This window comes from Streptococcus gordonii (assembly GCF_001553855.1).
Lineage (GTDB): Bacteria > Bacillota > Bacilli > Lactobacillales > Streptococcaceae > Streptococcus > Streptococcus gordonii.
On record NZ_LQWV01000040.1, the window covers coordinates 91,742 to 107,824 of the forward strand.

Sequence of the window (16,083 nt, forward strand, 5' to 3'; positions counted from 1 at the left end):
CATTTTTTGTATTTTTATACAAAAAACTTCGAAAATAACATTATTTTTTGAAAAAAACATTCATACTTTCTTTCCTAAAAGCAGAATATCTTCTTCTCATACTGAGAAGTGATGAAGCTGAGAGCACGGAAAAAGACCTATCCAAGTGGATAGATCTTTTTTTCTTACAATTTATCTGCTACTGCATCCAAGAGTTCTTGGATTTTCGCTTGGTTGCTTCCTCCTGCCATGGCCATGTCTGGTTTACCACCACCACGTCCATCGACGATTGGAGCCAATTCTTTAACCAAGTTACCCGCGTGAATGTCTTTGGTCTTGCTTGCTACAAGGACATTAACTTTGTCACCGATAGCTGCAACTAGGACAAGTACGTCAGAGTAGTCTTTTTGTTTCCAGTTATCCGCAAATGTACGAAGAGCACCTGCATCTGATACAGAAACTTGACTAGCAATATACCGGTGGCCCTTGACTTCCTTCACATCTTTGAAGACATCGCCTGCTGCTGCAGCTGCAGCTTTTTCTTTCAACTCTGCATTTTCTTTTTGCAATTGACGGAGTTGCTCTTGAAGTCCTTCGACTTTGTGAGGTACTTCCTTGAGTTGAGGTGCTTTCAAGGTAGCTGCTACTGCTTTCAGAGCGTCTTCTTGCTCACGGTAAGCTTCAAAGGCTTCCTTACCAGTTACCGCTAAGATACGGCGAGTACCTGAACCAATCCCTTCTTCTTTGACAATCTTGAAGAGACCAATCTCAGAAGTGTTGCCAACATGGGTACCACCACAGAGTTCCACTGAGTAGTCGCCGATGGTCACAACGCGGACTTCCTTACCATACTTCTCACCAAAGAGGGCCATAGCTCCCATTTCTTTAGCAGTGTCAATATCTGTCTCAACAGTTTCCACTGCAATTGCTTCCCAAATTTTCTCATTGACCTGCTGTTCAATAGCACGCAATTCTTCAGGAGTTACGGCTTGGAAGTGCGTAAAGTCAAAGCGAAGGAATTCTACTTCGTTCAGAGAACCTGCTTGAGTCGCATGGTGACCAAGGATATTGTGAAGAGCTGCATGAAGCAGGTGAGTCGCTGTGTGATTCTTCATCACACGAAGACGACGGTCAGTATCAATCGCTAAAGTGTATTCTTGGTTCAAAGCAAGTGGTGCAAGAACTTCAACAGTATGAAGCGCTTGTCCATTTGGTGCTTTTTGAACATCTATCACAGTAGCAACAAGGTTTCCTGTAGCATCCAAGATTTGACCGTGGTCAGCTACTTGTCCACCCATTTCAGCGTAGAATGGTGTCTCTGCAAAGATAAGAGAGGCAGTTCCCTCTGAAACAGCTTCAACTTCAGCGTTTTCAGCTACGATAGCCACCAACTTAGAAGGCAATTGGCTAGCATTGTAGTTGAAGACACTTTCTACAGTGATGTTTTGAAGGGTTTCATTTTGCATACCCATTGAGCCACCTTTAACAGCTGACGCACGCGCACGTTCTTGCTGCTCTTTCATGGCTGCTTCAAAACCTTCTCGGTCTACAGTCATACCAGCTTCTTCAGCGATTTCTTCTGTCAATTCCACTGGGAATCCGTAAGTGTCGTAGAGTTTGAAGACATCTGAACCTGCAATCACTGATTGACCTTTTTCTTTCAAGTCTGCTACGATACCTTGGGCAAAGTGTTGACCTGAGTGAAGGGTACGGGCAAATGATTCTTCTTCGCTCTTCACGATTTTCTCGATAAAGTCACGTTTTTCAAGAACTTCTGGGTAGTAGCTTTCCATGATTTTTCCAACTGTTGGAACGAGTTTGTAAAGGAAAGGCTCATTGATGCCCAATTTTTGACCGTGCATAGACGCGCGACGGAGGAGACGACGAAGGACATAGCCACGGCCTTCATTTCCTGGAAGAGCTCCATCTCCAATAGCAAATGAAAGGGAACGAATATGGTCAGCGATAACCTTGAAGCTCATGTTGTCGCCATCTTGGTCGTAGACCTTACCTGACAACTTCTCAACTTCACGAATGATAGGCATGAAGAGGTCTGTTTCAAAGTTTGTCTTAGCCCCTTGGATAACGGCCACCAAACGCTCCAAACCAGCGCCCGTATCAATGTTCTTATGTGGCAATTCCTTGTATTCGCTACGAGGAACAGCAGGGTCTGCGTTAAATTGTGACAAAACGATGTTCCAGATTTCAATGTAACGGTCGTTTTCGATATCTTCTGCAAGGAGACGAATACCGATATTTTCTGGGTCAAATGCTTCTCCGCGGTCAAAGAAAATCTCAGTATCAGGTCCAGAAGGTCCCGCACCGATTTCCCAGAAGTTGTCCTCGATTGGGATCAAGTGACTTGGATCCACTCCTACTTCAATCCAGCGATTGTAAGAATCTTTATCGTCTGGATAGTAGGTCATGTAGAGCTTGTCTTTGGGGAAGTCAAACCACTCTGGGCTTGTCAAAAGCTCATAAGCCCAAGTGATGGCTTCGTCACGGAAGTAATCCCCGATAGAGAAGTTCCCCAACATCTCAAACATGGTGTGGTGACGAGCAGTCTTCCCCACGTTTTCAATGTCGTTGGTACGGATAGCTTTTTGCGCATTGGTAATCCGTGGATTTTCAGGCTTGATAGTTCCGTCAAAATATTTCTTAAGAGTTGCCACACCTGAGTTGATCCACAAAAGAGTTGGGTCATTTACAGGAACCAAGCTGACTGATGGTTCTACAGAGTGGCCTTTGCTTGCCCAAAAGTCTAACCACATTTGACGAATTTGAGCACTTGACATTTGTTTCATTTATTTTTCTCCTTAAATCTTTTCAATATTTTTCCTATGATGATGAACTTTCCAGCATCTCGACGTAGTCAATAGCCACACAGAGGGAAATGACTAGATCTGCATAAGAGTCCTCAAGGACAGTTACAGTGTAAGTCGAGGTCAAATGGAAAATCTCTTTCTTAATCTCAGCGACAAGTTGATCACGGTCATCCAACAATTTGAAATTTAAATCCCAGATGTTGCCTTCAATTCGAAGCCCTAGTCTATCAAACTCATACTTATCACGCAAGAAGGTCAACTTCTTCCGAATGAAGAAATTCGAACCGTCACGTAGCTGAATATTAAAGCGAGGAAGCAAGGTGAAAATTTCTTTACTGATTTCACTGACTTGCTCTCCATGGGCGTCATAGATGGTAAAGGTCTTAGGAATTTTGAAAAAAGATCCCTCCACCTGATAGTTTATTACTCCTCTATCATCTTTGATATCGAAGCGTTCGCCTCCAAAACGAAACTTTTGTTTCACAAGAAATGTCTTCATAAACACCTCCAAAAAATCAAAAGACAAGTCCATATCACGAAGGGCGAAAAACCGCGGTACCACCTTCATTCAATGAACTTGTCATTCTCATTTCATATTCAATTTTGCAGGATGAGTAGCATGATTTTTCGTCTCAGATGGCTTGCAGCACCGCCAATTCTCTGAACTAAGAACTTGAAAAATCAATTCTCACCATTTCATTATACTTGCTTATGCCTTCTTCGTCAACTTATTTTGATGAAGAAGATGAAGTATTCGTTTGGGTGTATTGAGAAAAGAGATTTTGGAAAGCAGCATCTTTAACTTTGATGTTTGCATCTTTCAATTCTTTTGCTACAACACTTTGGATGAAGCTTGTATTGTTTTGCTTAGCAGTTAAGATAACTTGCTTCAATTTGTCTTTATAATCTTCCCACTTAGAAGACTTCTCTGTCTTGCTGACCAACTTAACGATATAATAGCTTGCTTGTCCTTGATTGCTACGAACAGTTACAAGATCTGAAACTGCATTAGCTTCTAAACCAAAAGCTGCTTTTTTCACAGCATCTGGCACATTAGTAGCTGCAGAGTCAAACTTGATTTCGCCACCTTTATCTTTGGTATCGCCATCGGTTGAATTGTCTTTAGCCAACTGTGCAAAATCAGCTCCTTCAGCTTTAGCAGCTGCCAACACTTCCTTAGCCTTATCTTCACTATCTACCTTGATAATTTGCGCAGTTACTTCTGGTGTATAAGCTTCATATGCAGCTTTATAATTTTCATCAGTAAGTTCTTTTTCTGCAGCTTTTTTAACGGCGTACTCTACAAGCTTATTGGTTCTAATTTGTTCACGATAAGCATCTTCTGTCAAACCTGCTTGAGCCAAGACACGAGCAAAATTATCTCCATAAGCCTTTGAACTCTTTTCATAAGCTTCTTCGACTTCTTTATCAGTCACTTTCTTGCCGTATTGTTTTTCAAATACTTCTTTAATCGTTAAATTCAACAAAACTTGCTGAGCAGAAGGGTTGCTTTTCACTTTATCATAAAACTCAGATACTGTAATAGTATCACCCTTCATAGTAATAATGTCCTTGTCAGAACCTGATGTTTTTCCACAAGCAGCTAAGACAGCTACTGACAAAAGGGTTACTGCCCCAGCGACAATTTTTTTCTTCATTTTAATGAAAACTCCTTTGTAAAATTGTTAGACTTGAAACAATTCATTCCATTGTCTCTATTCTTGATTGAGTTACTGCGTTCTTTATTCTTTAAAAATGAAGTGCACAGCTTGGTTTACTCACTTTTCCTATTGTACCACAAATTAAATTTGATGGCTTAAATTTTTCTAAAAATTAGATAAAATCCTATAAATCTACAGCTTATTTTGATTTTCTAAGCATCAGAAGGCCATCTCCTAACGGTAACAGACTCGCAGTCAGATCAGGACTGTCCAAAGTTGCATCAAAAAGACTATGTAAACCTCGGTAAATAGCCCGTTGGCCGCGTTTAATTTCTTCAAAAGGCTTAGCAACATCTCCGCCTTGGAAGACGTCATCAATAAGGACTAGGCCACCAGGGTTGAGGCGTTTGAGGACCTGAGGCAGAAAGACCACATACTTGGACTTGGCAGAGTCCATAAAGACAAGATCGTAGGAATCCTCTAGTGTCTCAAGCAGATCCATCGCATCACCTTCCAGCAGAGTGATTTGCTGGCGGCTGTCATACTTAGCAAAATTAGCCTTAGCCAACTCAATCATCTCTGGATTGCGATCAATAGTCGTAATCTGAGCTTGAGGTGCATGCTCCGCCATCAAAAGGGCCGAAAAACCAATAGCAGTCCCAATTTCTAAAATCTTCTCAGGCTGCAGGCTTTCAAGTAGCAGGCGGAAGTAAGCCACTGTCTCATGGGGAATCACGGGTACATTTTCGGCTTTAGCAAAATCCTCCAGCTCCTTGAGTCCACCAGTGACCGGCTGGAGACGCCGTCTCATAAAGTCTACAATTTCTTCTTTGACCACTGGCCGGCGCATATTGGGATTAGAGTTTTGGTTATAAGTCTCGACCATCTTATGCTAATCCCAACTTTTCTACCAAAGCTTCAAATTCATCCAAGCGGCGTTCGAAGACTGCAAAGGCAGCATTTAGATAGTCTTCTTTTTCCATATCCACACCTGCTTTTTTGATGACATTGAGAGGATAGTCAGAGTTCCCAGCTTTGAGATAGTCCAGATATTTGTCCTTGTCTTCTTGGCTACCATGGACAATCTTTTCAGCCAAGGCCGAGGCAGCTGCAAATCCTGTAGAGTATTGGAAAACATAATAATTATAGTAGAAGTGAGGAATCCGTGCCCATTCGAACTGAATCTGCAGATTGTCTTCTTTTTTCAAGCCGTAGTATTTCTCGTTTAAGTCTGCATATAGCTCATTGAGAAACTCGCTAGTCAACACTTGTCCTTCTTGGTCAGCCTTGTGGATAGCATGCTCGAACTCAGCAAACTGAGTTTGACGGAAGACCGTTCCTCTAAAGCCATCCAAAAAGTGATTAAGAATCGCAAATCGGGTTGCATCGTCTTCTACTTCTTCCAAGAGCTTCTCTGTCAGGATATTTTCATTGGTCGTTGAAGCAATCTCAGCTAGGAAGATAGAATAGTCTCCGTAAACATAAGGCTGGGTCTCACGAGTATAACTGGAGTGCATACTGTGGCCTGTCTCATGCACCAAAGTAAAGAGATTATCTAGTGTATCCTGCCAGTTAAGCAACATAAAGGCATTGGTATCATAAGAGCCACCCGAGTATGCTCCTGAGCGCTTACCTTGATTTTCATAAACATCAATCCAGCGCTCTGAGAAGGCTGTCTTCACTCGACTCAAATAATCCTCACCCAAAATTGCCAAGACTTCCTCAGACTTAGCCAAGGCTTCCTCATAAGTGAATTTGTAGTCTGTCTCTGATAGTGGTGTATAAACATCGTACATCTTCAAATCAGAAATACCCAAAATCTTTGCTCGCAAGGCAATATAACGTTGTAACAGAGGAAGGTGTTTATCTACAGCAGAAACCAAGCTATCATAGACACTTTCCGGGATAAAGTTAGCCGATAAAGCCGCCTCACGGGCAGATGAGAACTTGCGGACTTTAGCGTTGTAATTTTGAACCTTAACATTTGTCTGCAAGGTCTTAGCATAAGTATGCTGATACTGCTCATAAACACTATAAAGAGCTTCATAAGCTTCCTTACGAACTTCTCGATTTTTAGACTCTACTAGAGAAATATAGTTCCCATGTGTCAACTGGACTTCTTCGCCCTTTTCATTGTGAACTACTGGAAAGACGATATCCGCATTGTCCAAAATAGCAAAGGTTTCACTGGCAGCACCAAAGATTTCTCCAGCACCAGCCAACAACTCCTCTTCACGCTGGGTCAGGATGTGTTCCTTCTTCTGCAAAAGCTTATCAAAATAATGTTGATAAGTTTGTAGTTCAGGTTTTTCAGCCAAAAAAGCTTGGTATTGGTCTTCTGTAATTTCCATGAATTCTGGCTCATAGAAAGCAAAAGTTTGGCCAAACTCACTGTAAATAGTCATTCCTTTAGCTTGGTATTCCTGATATTTTGCCACACGAGTATCCTGGTCATTCTTCATGTGAGCATAAGAATAAAGTTTCTCAATACGGCGCATCAAGTCTAATTGAATTTCCGTTGTTGTCAAAAGACTTTCTGCCGAATCCAGCAGATGTCCTGCTAGATTACTTGCATTTTTTAATTCTTCAGAAACCTGTGCAAGTTCAGTCTCAAAGGCTTCATCTGTAGGGAAAATCGTACTTAAATCCCATGTATATTTTTCTTCAATTTCATTTCTTTGTTTAGCCATAAAAAATCCTCCATTCCTTTTATTTTATCACAAATTCCTTGTTTATATAAAACTCAAGTTTGAAAATGGCTGTATATTTCAATTGATAAAGCATATTAAAAAATCTTTGGACCCGTTTCCCTACGATGTAGGACTCGGATCCAAAGAGGTCGTTTTTCTTATCACTAAATTATTTATCATACGTCATATTATTCTCCTCTCAATTTCTTTGCGAGTTCACCAGAGATTACATAACCTGAATGCTCTAGCTTTCCATCAGGCTCTTCCATCAATGTTGTGGTAATTGTTAATTCCGGGTCATCGTTTATTATAAGATCGACTATTAAGCCACCCATAGGATTATATTTAAGATTTTTTTCATTTATTGTATATTTTTTTATTATCCCCTTTTCTGTCAATGCTTTAGGGTCTTCCTGTCTTAGTAATTCTGCTATTGCTCTCCGACCCTTCTTCCCCTCCACAATCTGAAGCATTTCTTCTTTTTCTGAACCACTGCTTACCACACTACAACTTCCTAAAATCATGCCTGAACTGACAGTTAGAATACTCAGAATGATGACAATCATTTTCTTCATGACGACCCCTTTCGTTTCTTATATTTTATGACTAAACCTATTTTATTTAAAATAGAAAATTGGATTTTTGTTAGCACTATCATAGATTTGAGAAACAGTTGTAGTGTAATTCTTCGTCACTCAATGTTCATATAAAACTATTTTCCTCTTTTATCATATTTCAGTATTGCTACATGACCAATCTCTTTATCAGCAAAACTTTTATTTTGTGTCGCATTTATTTGTTCCATAAATTAGTTTGGTAAACTTGGGCGACCACACTGTCCCATCTCTGTGAAAGTTTCCATTTTCGTCTTCTGTTACAACATATCCTATTGTTACTTCTTTGTCACCATTAATAATTAAATCGAACATTAATCCACCCATTGGGTTATGAGCCAATGAATTTTTATCAATTTTATAGCTTTTAATTTTTCCTTCAGGTGTTAAAGCCTGAGAATCTAACATTTTCAGCCCTTTCTCAATTACACTCTTCATTTTTTTACTTTCCACAATCTGAAGCATTTCTTCTTTTTCTGACCGACTGTTTACCACACTACAAGCTCCTAAAATCATGCCTGAACTGAGCGTTATGATACTAAAAAAGATGACAATTATTTTCTTCATGATGGCTCCTTTTACTTCTGATACCTTTTGAGGCAAAGACTTAATATAAAGTCTAACGTCTTAATCCATTTGGTAGTAAGTTTATTATATTATACACGATTTTGATAGATTCTAGAATAACAAGCAAAAATAGACAATTGGGCTACACCAATTTTCAGCAAGACCAATCTAAATTTGCGTAAAAGGCTGGTGGGTAGACAATCTGGTACTTTTTATCTGGAGAATGTTGATAATAGCGCTGAAAGTTTTCATAATAAGCAGATAGGTCTTGGGAAATCTGACACAAGGGCTGGTCTGAACGAATCGGGCGCACTTGCGGATAAAATTCTTCTTTAGACATGGTTAAAAGATTTTTTTCTTTTTGATAATAGCTGGCCTGTATTTTCATCCACTTGGGATTTCGATAATAGAGTTGCTGTCGGATATAATGGCAAATATCAGGATCTGACTTCACTAAGAAACTACTCATTTCCTGCTTGCTAAAAGGCAAGCGTAAGATATCTAACAATTTCCCTTTTTCAAAAGGAAATTCTTTTTCTTTATACTGGAGTCCCCCATGAAGGTCTTCATGAATCAAATACTTCAGCCTTAGTGTCTTTCTTTCCTCGTCCAATTCCCAGATATGAAAACCCATGTTTTGACTGAAATATAGGAATTGCTTCTGCAAGGGTGTCAGAGTTTGCCTGAGCCAGAGTTTCTTTCCCAGGAGCCAGAGGACTTGATAGCCAGCTTGTCGATATCTATGACTCCGCTCCCAAAGTCTATCTTGAGAAAGACTGCTACACTGAACTTCTAAAGCAAGACGCTCATCAACTAAGACATCCGCTACCTGCTGCAAGTCTCGCAAAAACACTTCGACATCTACTCTTGTCGTTTGATTGGCCCAGCGAAAAAGGGCGGCCTTAAGGTTCAGATGCTCTTTGCTTTCATTTTCAACACTATAATGACAGTCTGATAAACGAATATGTGCAAAATGAGGCTGCATGATTTTCCCCTTTTTCAAACGGACAGGACCTCCGCAGCCTGGGCAAAAATAATCTCCTTTTGAAACGGATGACTCCTTTAATAAATGAAGGACTTTCCCGTCCTTATCACGTAATAAATGAAGGACTTTCCCGTCCTTATCACGCGCTGAAAACATGAACTCCTCCTAAAACATTTACCTTCTTTATTCGTAAAAGAAAAGAGAAACTCGTTATCAAGTTTCTCTTTTTCTATATCTAACTGCGCTTATTAAAGACTTGCTCCTTGTTCTTCTTTAAGAAGCTTCTTGTCATAAGCACGTATGAATGGATAGTAGACTAAGAAGGCTGCTAGGGCACAGACAAGAGCTACTATTACCGCTTTTAAGTCTCCTGTTCCCAAGAAGGCTCCTATTCCGACAGGAGTTGGCCAAGGAACTTGAGCAAAGACTGCCTTGATCAAGTTTAGCTCCATTGCTAAATAGTAGATGGTCGCTGAGGTCATTGGCGCCAAAATAAATGGTACAGCTAGTGTAGGGTTGTAGATGATAGGAATACCAAAAATAAGAGGTTCGTTGATGTTAAAAATACCAGGAACAATTGAAGCCTTACCAATAGCGCTTAATTGCTCAGATTTGGCACGAGTAGCAAGCCAGATACATAGACCTAGAGTCGCACCAGAACCACCTGCAATAACAAACATATTAGAAAACTCGCCGGCTACAATGAAACGGGTTCCCTCTGATGCATTACTTGCCATATTTGCAAGGGCAATTGGACTAACAAAGGCAAAGATAATGTTTGCACCGTGAATCCCAACAATCCATAGCAATTGGGTCAAGAAATAGATGATCATCAAACCAATCCATGAATTGGTTAAGTGAGTTACAAAGCTAAAAGAAATCGCAATCACTTTGAAGATGTCTGTCCCCATCATCACAAGAGCTCCGTTGATGAAGAGAACTGTAAAGGCAACTACAAAACCAGGAATCAAAGCAGAAAAACCACGAGACACACCTTCTGGAACAGCTTCAGGCATCTTGATGACCCAGTTTTTCTTGAGACAGAGACGGTAGAGCTGAACGGTTACCACCGCCATGATAATGGCTGTGAAAATACCTGTTGTGCCAAAACGAGTCACTCCATTACTAATTGCCCAACCATCAGCAATAACAGCACCTTTTTTGAGACTAGTCACTGCTGTCATAGCACCTTTTTCAAAGACAATTTGAGGAATGGTCATGATGAAAGCAAAGAGAGACAACATTGCTCCGTTGAGCGGATTCATGTTTAGACCTTCTTCTTCGGCATAAATTTTTGTCAATTCATAGCCCATAGCTAGAACGAAATAAAGTGATAAGACACCCATTGTTGCATAATTGGCAATCATGTAGAGCGATTGGAACTTATCAAATGAAGCCGCAAAAATATCTGCAACGATTGGCCAGAATGAGAAGGATTGTGGCAGCACACTAAATACTAAAAACATTGAGCCAACAATGGTAAATGGTACTGCCCCCATACCTGCAGCTGTGATTGCCCGCACTATTTTGTACTGAGCAATTTTTCCCATTGGTCCCATGAAATATTTCTCTAAGAAACCAAATAGTCCTCCTTGTTGTTCCATAACGAAACCTCCTTATATTTTTACATTATTTTTTCTAATTGCTGAAGTCTTAACAAAGCTCGATCTCGACCTTCCAAAATTAATCTTATTCTATGAAGACTAAAAAGACTAACCAACAGACCTAACCCCAGTACGAAAGCAATAATCAACTTGCTATTTAGCTTAGCAGTGAAGATAGGGAAGATGATTGAGATTTGATCAGTGCATAATACAAGAGCGATCAATAGAATTTGAACGATTGATTGTAAATTGAAAAACAATCTTGTTTTAGTCAAATAAACTTCTTTTGTGCCATACATTTTAAACTGCTCAGCTATTGCTAGTATAGAAGAAATCAGTAAAATGATAGGAATAACTGCGTATAAAGTCCAGTTAAATAGCTGGACAAGCAACCAGTACAAATTTCCAAAAAACATGGCTGCTAAAGAATATCTCAGCATCAAATAACGGTTGAAATAAGTCGATTTCAGGCTATTTTCTTTCCGTTTTTGCTCTTGTGTTTGCATGTTTCGCTCCCCTTCATCCAGTTTGTCTTATTGTTCAATCTTTCGATATAGATTCAGCATCTCAAGAGCCACTTCCCGAAGCGTCATAGTTGTCATAAGGTGGTCTTGAGCATGAACCATAATGATTTCCATCTTCATCTCAATTCCACTTGCATAATCCTGCAGTAACTTTGTCTGAGCTCGATGGGCTTCTACTAATTCTGTATTAGCTAGCTCTAATTTTTCCTCTGCTTCAGCATAATGACCCTCACGCATTTCCGAAAATGCTTCATGGACAGTCGCTCTAGCATTGCCACTATTCAAAATAATTTCAAAAGCGGCCACTTGTAGCTCTTCTTGATTCATAAAAAGCCTCCTTACGTTATCGAATTCTGAGAAATAGTTTTTTAAAGTCTGTGAAAGTTTGACAGTTGATCATCTGTTTTTGTAGCTCTTCTTGCTCAAGCAAGAGGACAATTTTGGAAGTCAAATCAGCCAATTCTTCGTTACCAAAAATGGAAGGTGAAGGCAGAAATACCAATTTTATCTTTGGATACTCTGGAGACCAGACTACTCCTTCAGGTATGAGCGCAACTCCAATCTTATGGCCATTTGCATAAGCTTTGATTGGATGGGGAACAGCAACAGTGTCAGAAAAAACAATCGAACTCATCATTTCCCTTTGCACAATCAAGTCCTTCATTTTAGGTACAAATTGTTCATCTTCACCCTGGGACATTCTTTGCAAAAGGCTATCTATTACTTGACCTTTACTGACATCATGAAGTACAGCAAAACATTCAGGTGAGAAATATCCATCGAATATTCTCTCTTGATCTGAGTTAACTACATCAGTTTCTTGTCCTAACCCGTATTTTTTTATCGGTTTTAAAAGAGAAATTTTATGTCTGATTTCCCTAATTTCATCTGAATTAAGAAAAATACTGACAGTAAAAACCGGAATATTAAAGACCAGGTTTGATAAATCTATAGAAGATATGATAAAATCAATATTTTTTAGACGTTCATCATTTATTTCATAGTAACCAATCACATCAACAATACGAACTAGATTGCCCAACTCATTATCGATTCGATGTTTAAGCATTTGGGCTGAACCATAGCCAGTTGCGCAGATGACTAGTATATTAAACTTTTGTTTTTCTTTCAGGCGCTCCAAAGAAGTCATAAAATGTAGAGCTACATAAGCCACTTCATCGTCAGACAATTTTTCGTTAGCAAATATCGGCATAGCCGATAAAATATTGCCCGTCATTTCTAAGATTCCCGCATACTGATTTTGGATTTCTGCCAAAAGAGGATTATCCATTTTGACATGATTTTTCAGCCGAACAAATAGGGTAGACAAATGAGCAACCAAATCTTCTATCAATTGAAAATCATTCTTAAAAGGGTATTTATGAGTAAAATTATTTTGCTCGAGAACCGATAATAATTGTTTTCTGATTTGCTGAGCGACATCCTCATTCTCACACTTGTTCATTTGAACATTTCCCTTTGAAACCAAGTGTAGAGTTATATAATCCACTTCTTCTTTTGGAAATTCGAGGCCAGTTGAATGATAGACGCGTTTTAAGATCTTCTCTGCAATTTTGCCTTCTTCCCTATATTCATCCATTGACCAACTATCTAATTGCTTAATCTGAAAGCCTTCTCCAATTCTTTTGAGAGAAAGAGCTATGTGAATGACTAAGTTTTGAATGACAAAATCAGAGAGTTTTAACCGACCTTCCCGACATTCATCAAGGACGATAATCGTTAATTCTTCAAGACTAATTGGTCTACCAGAAACCTCTATCTTGATATAATTATGAAGAATTTGGAAAAATTTGTCATGAAAGAAAAAATCAATAATAAACCGTCTAATATTACGCTCATCTCCTGTGACATAGACACCACGATTAGGCTTACTTTCGATTTGTAAGTCATACTTGGATAAATCATGTCGAATCTTTTTAAAATCAGAAGACAAGGTAGAACGACTAACATATAATTCGTCAGCCAAATCATCACAATAAATGGATTCCTGCTCAAAGAGGAGCTTATTTAGGATATAATTATAGCGATCATCGATACCTTCAATAGCCTCTGTTGACGCTTCTCCCAATACTTCTTTTTGAAGAAATTTTTGGTATACGTCTTTATTATCAATAACGAATCGATAGCCATGCCCCTGCTTGGCAATAATTTTCCAGCCTGTTTGACTAGTAGGCATCCCGACTAAACTTTTGAGGTAGTTTCTAACAGTTCTATCCGAACAGGTTAAGTGTGTTGCCAATTCCATACTAGTTATGTATTGGTCAGCATTATCCATCAAATACTGTAGAATTATTTTTTCTTTTTGATGCAAAACACTTATCCTCCTTCCTTACAAAATCAGTTGTCACTACCTCTAGTTTACCACTTAAATATTTTCTTTAATCAAGTTAGCCATTTTTTCGATCCCCATAGGAATTGGGATATAGGCTTGAGGAGGAATTTGAACGATTGGTTTTCCTACTTTAGCGGCAGCATCTTCAAACTGTTTATAGTACATTTTAGTTTGCGGGCTAATTAAATAAAGATCAAAGTTTGCATCTGCAATAGCTTTACCACCTTCAGTCGCGCTAATGGCATCTACTTCAACATCTTCTCCTTTTGCTTTCAAAAACTCTGTTGTTTTCTTTGCCATTAGTGATGAAGACATCCCTGCTGCACAGATAATTAATGCTTTTGCCATGATTATTCTCCTTTTTAAAATTTTTATTTGTTAACTCAATTATATATGAAAACGCTATCAATCTCCATTTAACCTTTTTCCGTATCGAAACGGAAATGGTTTCTAAACAGCTACTTATATCTTATTTTATAGACTAAAATTATTCCTGAAAGAATAAAAGAAACACTATTAGCTAAAATGAGCGGTAAATCCTGAATGACTAGACAATGTGCTAACCATAAGGCGATTCCTAGAACTTGCATCAGATACATACCAAGCGCTATAGATTCAGTATCCTTGCTTTTGATGACCTTAATGACCTGAGGCAAAAAGGCGAAGGTTGTTAAAACTGCTGCAATACTTCCAATTATGTTTTTCTCCTAATTTTTCTAAAAAAAGAGGCGGAAAACAGCACACTTGCCATCTCCTCCTCTGTATTTTATAGTAATCTCATGCTTAACTATAGATTAGCCCCATTTGATGCAATAACTTCCTTATACCAGTTAAAGGACTTCTTCGGTGAACGTTCATAAGTTCCCTTGCCATTGTCATCCTTGTCGACATAAATAAATCCATAGCGTTTGCGCATTTCACCCGTACCTGCTGATACTAGGTCAATACAGCCCCAAGGCGTGTAGCCCATGAGATCCACACCATCTTCTACTACGGCCTTTTTCATCTCGCGGATATGAGCCCCCAGATAGTCAATCCGGTAATCATCATGAACCATACCGTCCTCTTCCACCTGATCAATGGCACCAAAGCCATTTTCCACAATGAAAAGCGGTAGGTGATAGTGATCGGTAAACCAGTTGAGAGCATAGCGTAAACCTTCTGGGTCAATCTGCCATTCCCATTCAGAAGCCTTGACGAAGTTATTTTTAACCAAGTCTTCAGTCTCTATATAGTCGAAGTAAGGATTATTTTCCCGATGGGAGTCAATAGCAAAGGACATGTAGTAGCTAAAGCCAATATAGTCAACAGTTCCCGCCAGCAAGTCTTCCTGATCCTGCTCGCTGAAGTCTACCTTAATTCCCTTTCTTTCCCAGTATTTGAGAATATGCTCAGGATATCGACCAAAGACATGCACATCTGTAAAGTAATAACGCTTCTGCATAGCTTTCATAGCCATGAGAATATCCTTCGGATTGCAAGTAGCCGGATAAATAGGACACATGGCAATCATACAACCAATTTGGAAGTCAGGATTTATTTCGTGACCAACCTTAACTGCTCGTGCTGAAGCCACTAATTCATAGTGAGCTGCCTGATACATGATTGCTTCGCGATCATCGCCTTCCTTGTAGACAATCCCAGAGTTGGTGAAGGGAGCAAAATCCTCCTGATAATTAGCTTGGTTATTGATTTCATTGAAAGTCATCCAGTATTTGACTTTATCCTTATAACGCTTAAAAACAACTTCTGCAAAACGAACAAAGAAGTCAATCACCTGACGATTTTTCCAACCACCATACTCGGTTACTAGATGATAAGGCATTTCAAAGTGAGACAAAGTGATAACAGGCTCAATACCATATTTGAGACATTCATCAAAAAGGTCGTCATAAAATTGCAGGCCAGCTTCATTGGGTTCCGTTTCATCCCCCTTAGGGAAAATCCGCGTCCAGGCAATGGAAGTCCGGAAACACTTAAAGCCCATCTCTGCAAAAAGAGCAATATCTCCCTTGTAACGATGATAAAAATCAATGGCCTCATGGTTAGGATAGTACTTGCCTTCTAGGACGCCCGGCGTGATTTCTCGGGGAACTCCATGACGAGCCGCGGTCATAACATCAGCCACGCTGATTCCCTTCCCACCTTCTTTCCAGCCGCCTTCTAATTGGTGAGCAGCTACAGCTCCACCCCAGAGAAATCCATCTTTAAATGTTGACATTTTGCATTTCCTCCTAGTTTTTACTAATTCCATTATAGGAAAAGAAAGCGCTATTTTGAA

15 protein-coding genes are annotated in these 16,083 nt (G+C 39.5%); all 15 read right to left on the bottom strand.

From position 1 onward, the window contains the following. Nucleotides 1-164 precede the first annotated feature (164 nt). The 15 genes from alaS to AWH02_RS09975 all read right to left on the bottom strand — a co-directional run bounded on the left by alaS (nt 165) and on the right by AWH02_RS09975 (nt 16,023). Nucleotides 165-2,783, bottom strand: coding sequence for an alanine--tRNA ligase (gene alaS, locus AWH02_RS09910; RefSeq protein WP_060554159.1), 2,619 nt, complete (start codon nt 2,781-2,783; stop codon nt 165-167). A gap of 34 nt (nt 2,784-2,817) precedes the next feature. Continuing rightward, on the bottom strand, nt 2,818-3,303 hold the full coding sequence (locus AWH02_RS09915) for an LURP-one-related/scramblase family protein (protein ID WP_008809505.1): 486 nt from the start codon (nt 3,301-3,303) through the stop codon (nt 2,818-2,820). 229 nt (nt 3,304-3,532) lie between these two features. Then, nucleotides 3,533-4,462, bottom strand: a complete 930-nt coding sequence (prsA, locus tag AWH02_RS09920; RefSeq protein ID WP_012130637.1) for a peptidylprolyl isomerase PrsA — start codon at nt 4,460-4,462, stop codon at nt 3,533-3,535. Between the two features lie 202 nt (nt 4,463-4,664). After that, nucleotides 4,665-5,351 carry an O-methyltransferase gene (locus tag AWH02_RS09925; protein ID WP_060554158.1) on the bottom strand — a complete coding sequence of 229 codons (687 nt, stop codon included), beginning with the start codon at nt 5,349-5,351 and terminating at the stop codon, nt 4,665-4,667. Between the two features lies 1 nt (nt 5,352). Next, a complete protein-coding gene (gene pepF / locus AWH02_RS09930; protein WP_060554157.1) occupies nt 5,353-7,155 on the bottom strand; it encodes an oligoendopeptidase F in 1,803 nt (600 codons plus the stop codon). 188 nt (nt 7,156-7,343) lie between these two features. Beyond that, nucleotides 7,344-7,730, bottom strand: coding sequence for a DUF1310 family protein (locus tag AWH02_RS09935; RefSeq protein WP_060554156.1), 387 nt, complete (start codon nt 7,728-7,730; stop codon nt 7,344-7,346). A gap of 201 nt (nt 7,731-7,931) precedes the next feature. Beyond that, nucleotides 7,932-8,336, bottom strand: a complete 405-nt coding sequence (locus AWH02_RS09940; protein WP_060554155.1) for a DUF1310 family protein — start codon at nt 8,334-8,336, stop codon at nt 7,932-7,934. A 154-nt stretch (nt 8,337-8,490) separates the two neighbouring features. Next, entirely contained in the window at nt 8,491-9,477 is a 987-nt protein-coding gene (locus tag AWH02_RS09945) for a competence protein CoiA (RefSeq protein WP_060554154.1), read from the bottom strand. A 92-nt stretch (nt 9,478-9,569) separates the two neighbouring features. Beyond that, nucleotides 9,570-10,925: a PTS cellobiose transporter subunit IIC gene (celB, locus tag AWH02_RS09950; RefSeq protein ID WP_060554153.1), complete on the bottom strand. Its 1,356-nt coding sequence runs from the start codon at nt 10,923-10,925 to the stop codon at nt 9,570-9,572. A gap of 20 nt (nt 10,926-10,945) precedes the next feature. Further along, nucleotides 10,946-11,431 carry a hypothetical protein gene (locus AWH02_RS09955; protein WP_060554152.1) on the bottom strand — a complete coding sequence of 162 codons (486 nt, stop codon included), beginning with the start codon at nt 11,429-11,431 and terminating at the stop codon, nt 10,946-10,948. 27 nt (nt 11,432-11,458) lie between these two features. After that, entirely contained in the window at nt 11,459-11,776 is a 318-nt protein-coding gene (locus AWH02_RS09960; RefSeq protein WP_060554151.1) for a PTS cellobiose transporter subunit IIA, read from the bottom strand. A gap of 16 nt (nt 11,777-11,792) precedes the next feature. Next, nucleotides 11,793-13,745 (bottom strand): BglG family transcription antiterminator, encoded by a 1,953-nt coding sequence (locus AWH02_RS09965; protein ID WP_060554194.1) that lies wholly within the window; start codon nt 13,743-13,745, stop codon nt 11,793-11,795. Between the two features lie 90 nt (nt 13,746-13,835). After that, nucleotides 13,836-14,150, bottom strand: a complete 315-nt coding sequence (locus AWH02_RS09970) for a PTS cellobiose transporter subunit IIB (RefSeq protein WP_060554150.1) — start codon at nt 14,148-14,150, stop codon at nt 13,836-13,838. A gap of 110 nt (nt 14,151-14,260) precedes the next feature. After that, a complete protein-coding gene (locus AWH02_RS10805) occupies nt 14,261-14,500 on the bottom strand; it encodes a SemiSWEET transporter (protein WP_061602171.1) in 240 nt (79 codons plus the stop codon). Between the two features lie 89 nt (nt 14,501-14,589). After that, nucleotides 14,590-16,023 (bottom strand): 6-phospho-beta-glucosidase, encoded by a 1,434-nt coding sequence (locus tag AWH02_RS09975; RefSeq protein ID WP_060554149.1) that lies wholly within the window; start codon nt 16,021-16,023, stop codon nt 14,590-14,592. Between the last annotated feature and the right edge of the window lie 60 nt (nt 16,024-16,083).

Excerpts from the sequence above, each read along its gene's own strand:
- alaS (WP_060554159.1), bottom strand. The coding sequence starts at position 2,783 with ATGAAACAAATGTCAAGTGCTCAAATTCGTCAAATGTGGTTAGACTTT.
- AWH02_RS09915 (WP_008809505.1), bottom strand. The coding sequence starts at position 3,303 with ATGAAGACATTTCTTGTGAAACAAAAGTTTCGTTTTGGAGGCGAACGC.
- prsA (WP_012130637.1), bottom strand. The coding sequence starts at position 4,462 with ATGAAGAAAAAAATTGTCGCTGGGGCAGTAACCCTTTTGTCAGTAGCT.
- AWH02_RS09925 (WP_060554158.1), bottom strand. The coding sequence starts at position 5,351 with ATGGTCGAGACTTATAACCAAAACTCTAATCCCAATATGCGCCGGCCA.
- pepF (WP_060554157.1), bottom strand. The coding sequence starts at position 7,155 with ATGGCTAAACAAAGAAATGAAATTGAAGAAAAATATACATGGGATTTA.
- AWH02_RS09935 (WP_060554156.1), bottom strand. The coding sequence starts at position 7,730 with ATGAAGAAAATGATTGTCATCATTCTGAGTATTCTAACTGTCAGTTCA.
- AWH02_RS09940 (WP_060554155.1), bottom strand. The coding sequence starts at position 8,336 with ATGAAGAAAATAATTGTCATCTTTTTTAGTATCATAACGCTCAGTTCA.
- AWH02_RS09945 (WP_060554154.1), bottom strand. The coding sequence starts at position 9,477 with ATGTTTTCAGCGCGTGATAAGGACGGGAAAGTCCTTCATTTATTACGT.
- celB (WP_060554153.1), bottom strand. The coding sequence starts at position 10,925 with ATGGAACAACAAGGAGGACTATTTGGTTTCTTAGAGAAATATTTCATG.
- AWH02_RS09955 (WP_060554152.1), bottom strand. The coding sequence starts at position 11,431 with ATGCAAACACAAGAGCAAAAACGGAAAGAAAATAGCCTGAAATCGACT.
- AWH02_RS09960 (WP_060554151.1), bottom strand. The coding sequence starts at position 11,776 with ATGAATCAAGAAGAGCTACAAGTGGCCGCTTTTGAAATTATTTTGAAT.
- AWH02_RS09965 (WP_060554194.1), bottom strand. The coding sequence starts at position 13,745 with ATGGATAATGCTGACCAATACATAACTAGTATGGAATTGGCAACACAC.
- AWH02_RS09970 (WP_060554150.1), bottom strand. The coding sequence starts at position 14,150 with ATGGCAAAAGCATTAATTATCTGTGCAGCAGGGATGTCTTCATCACTA.
- AWH02_RS09975 (WP_060554149.1), bottom strand. The coding sequence starts at position 16,023 with ATGTCAACATTTAAAGATGGATTTCTCTGGGGTGGAGCTGTAGCTGCT.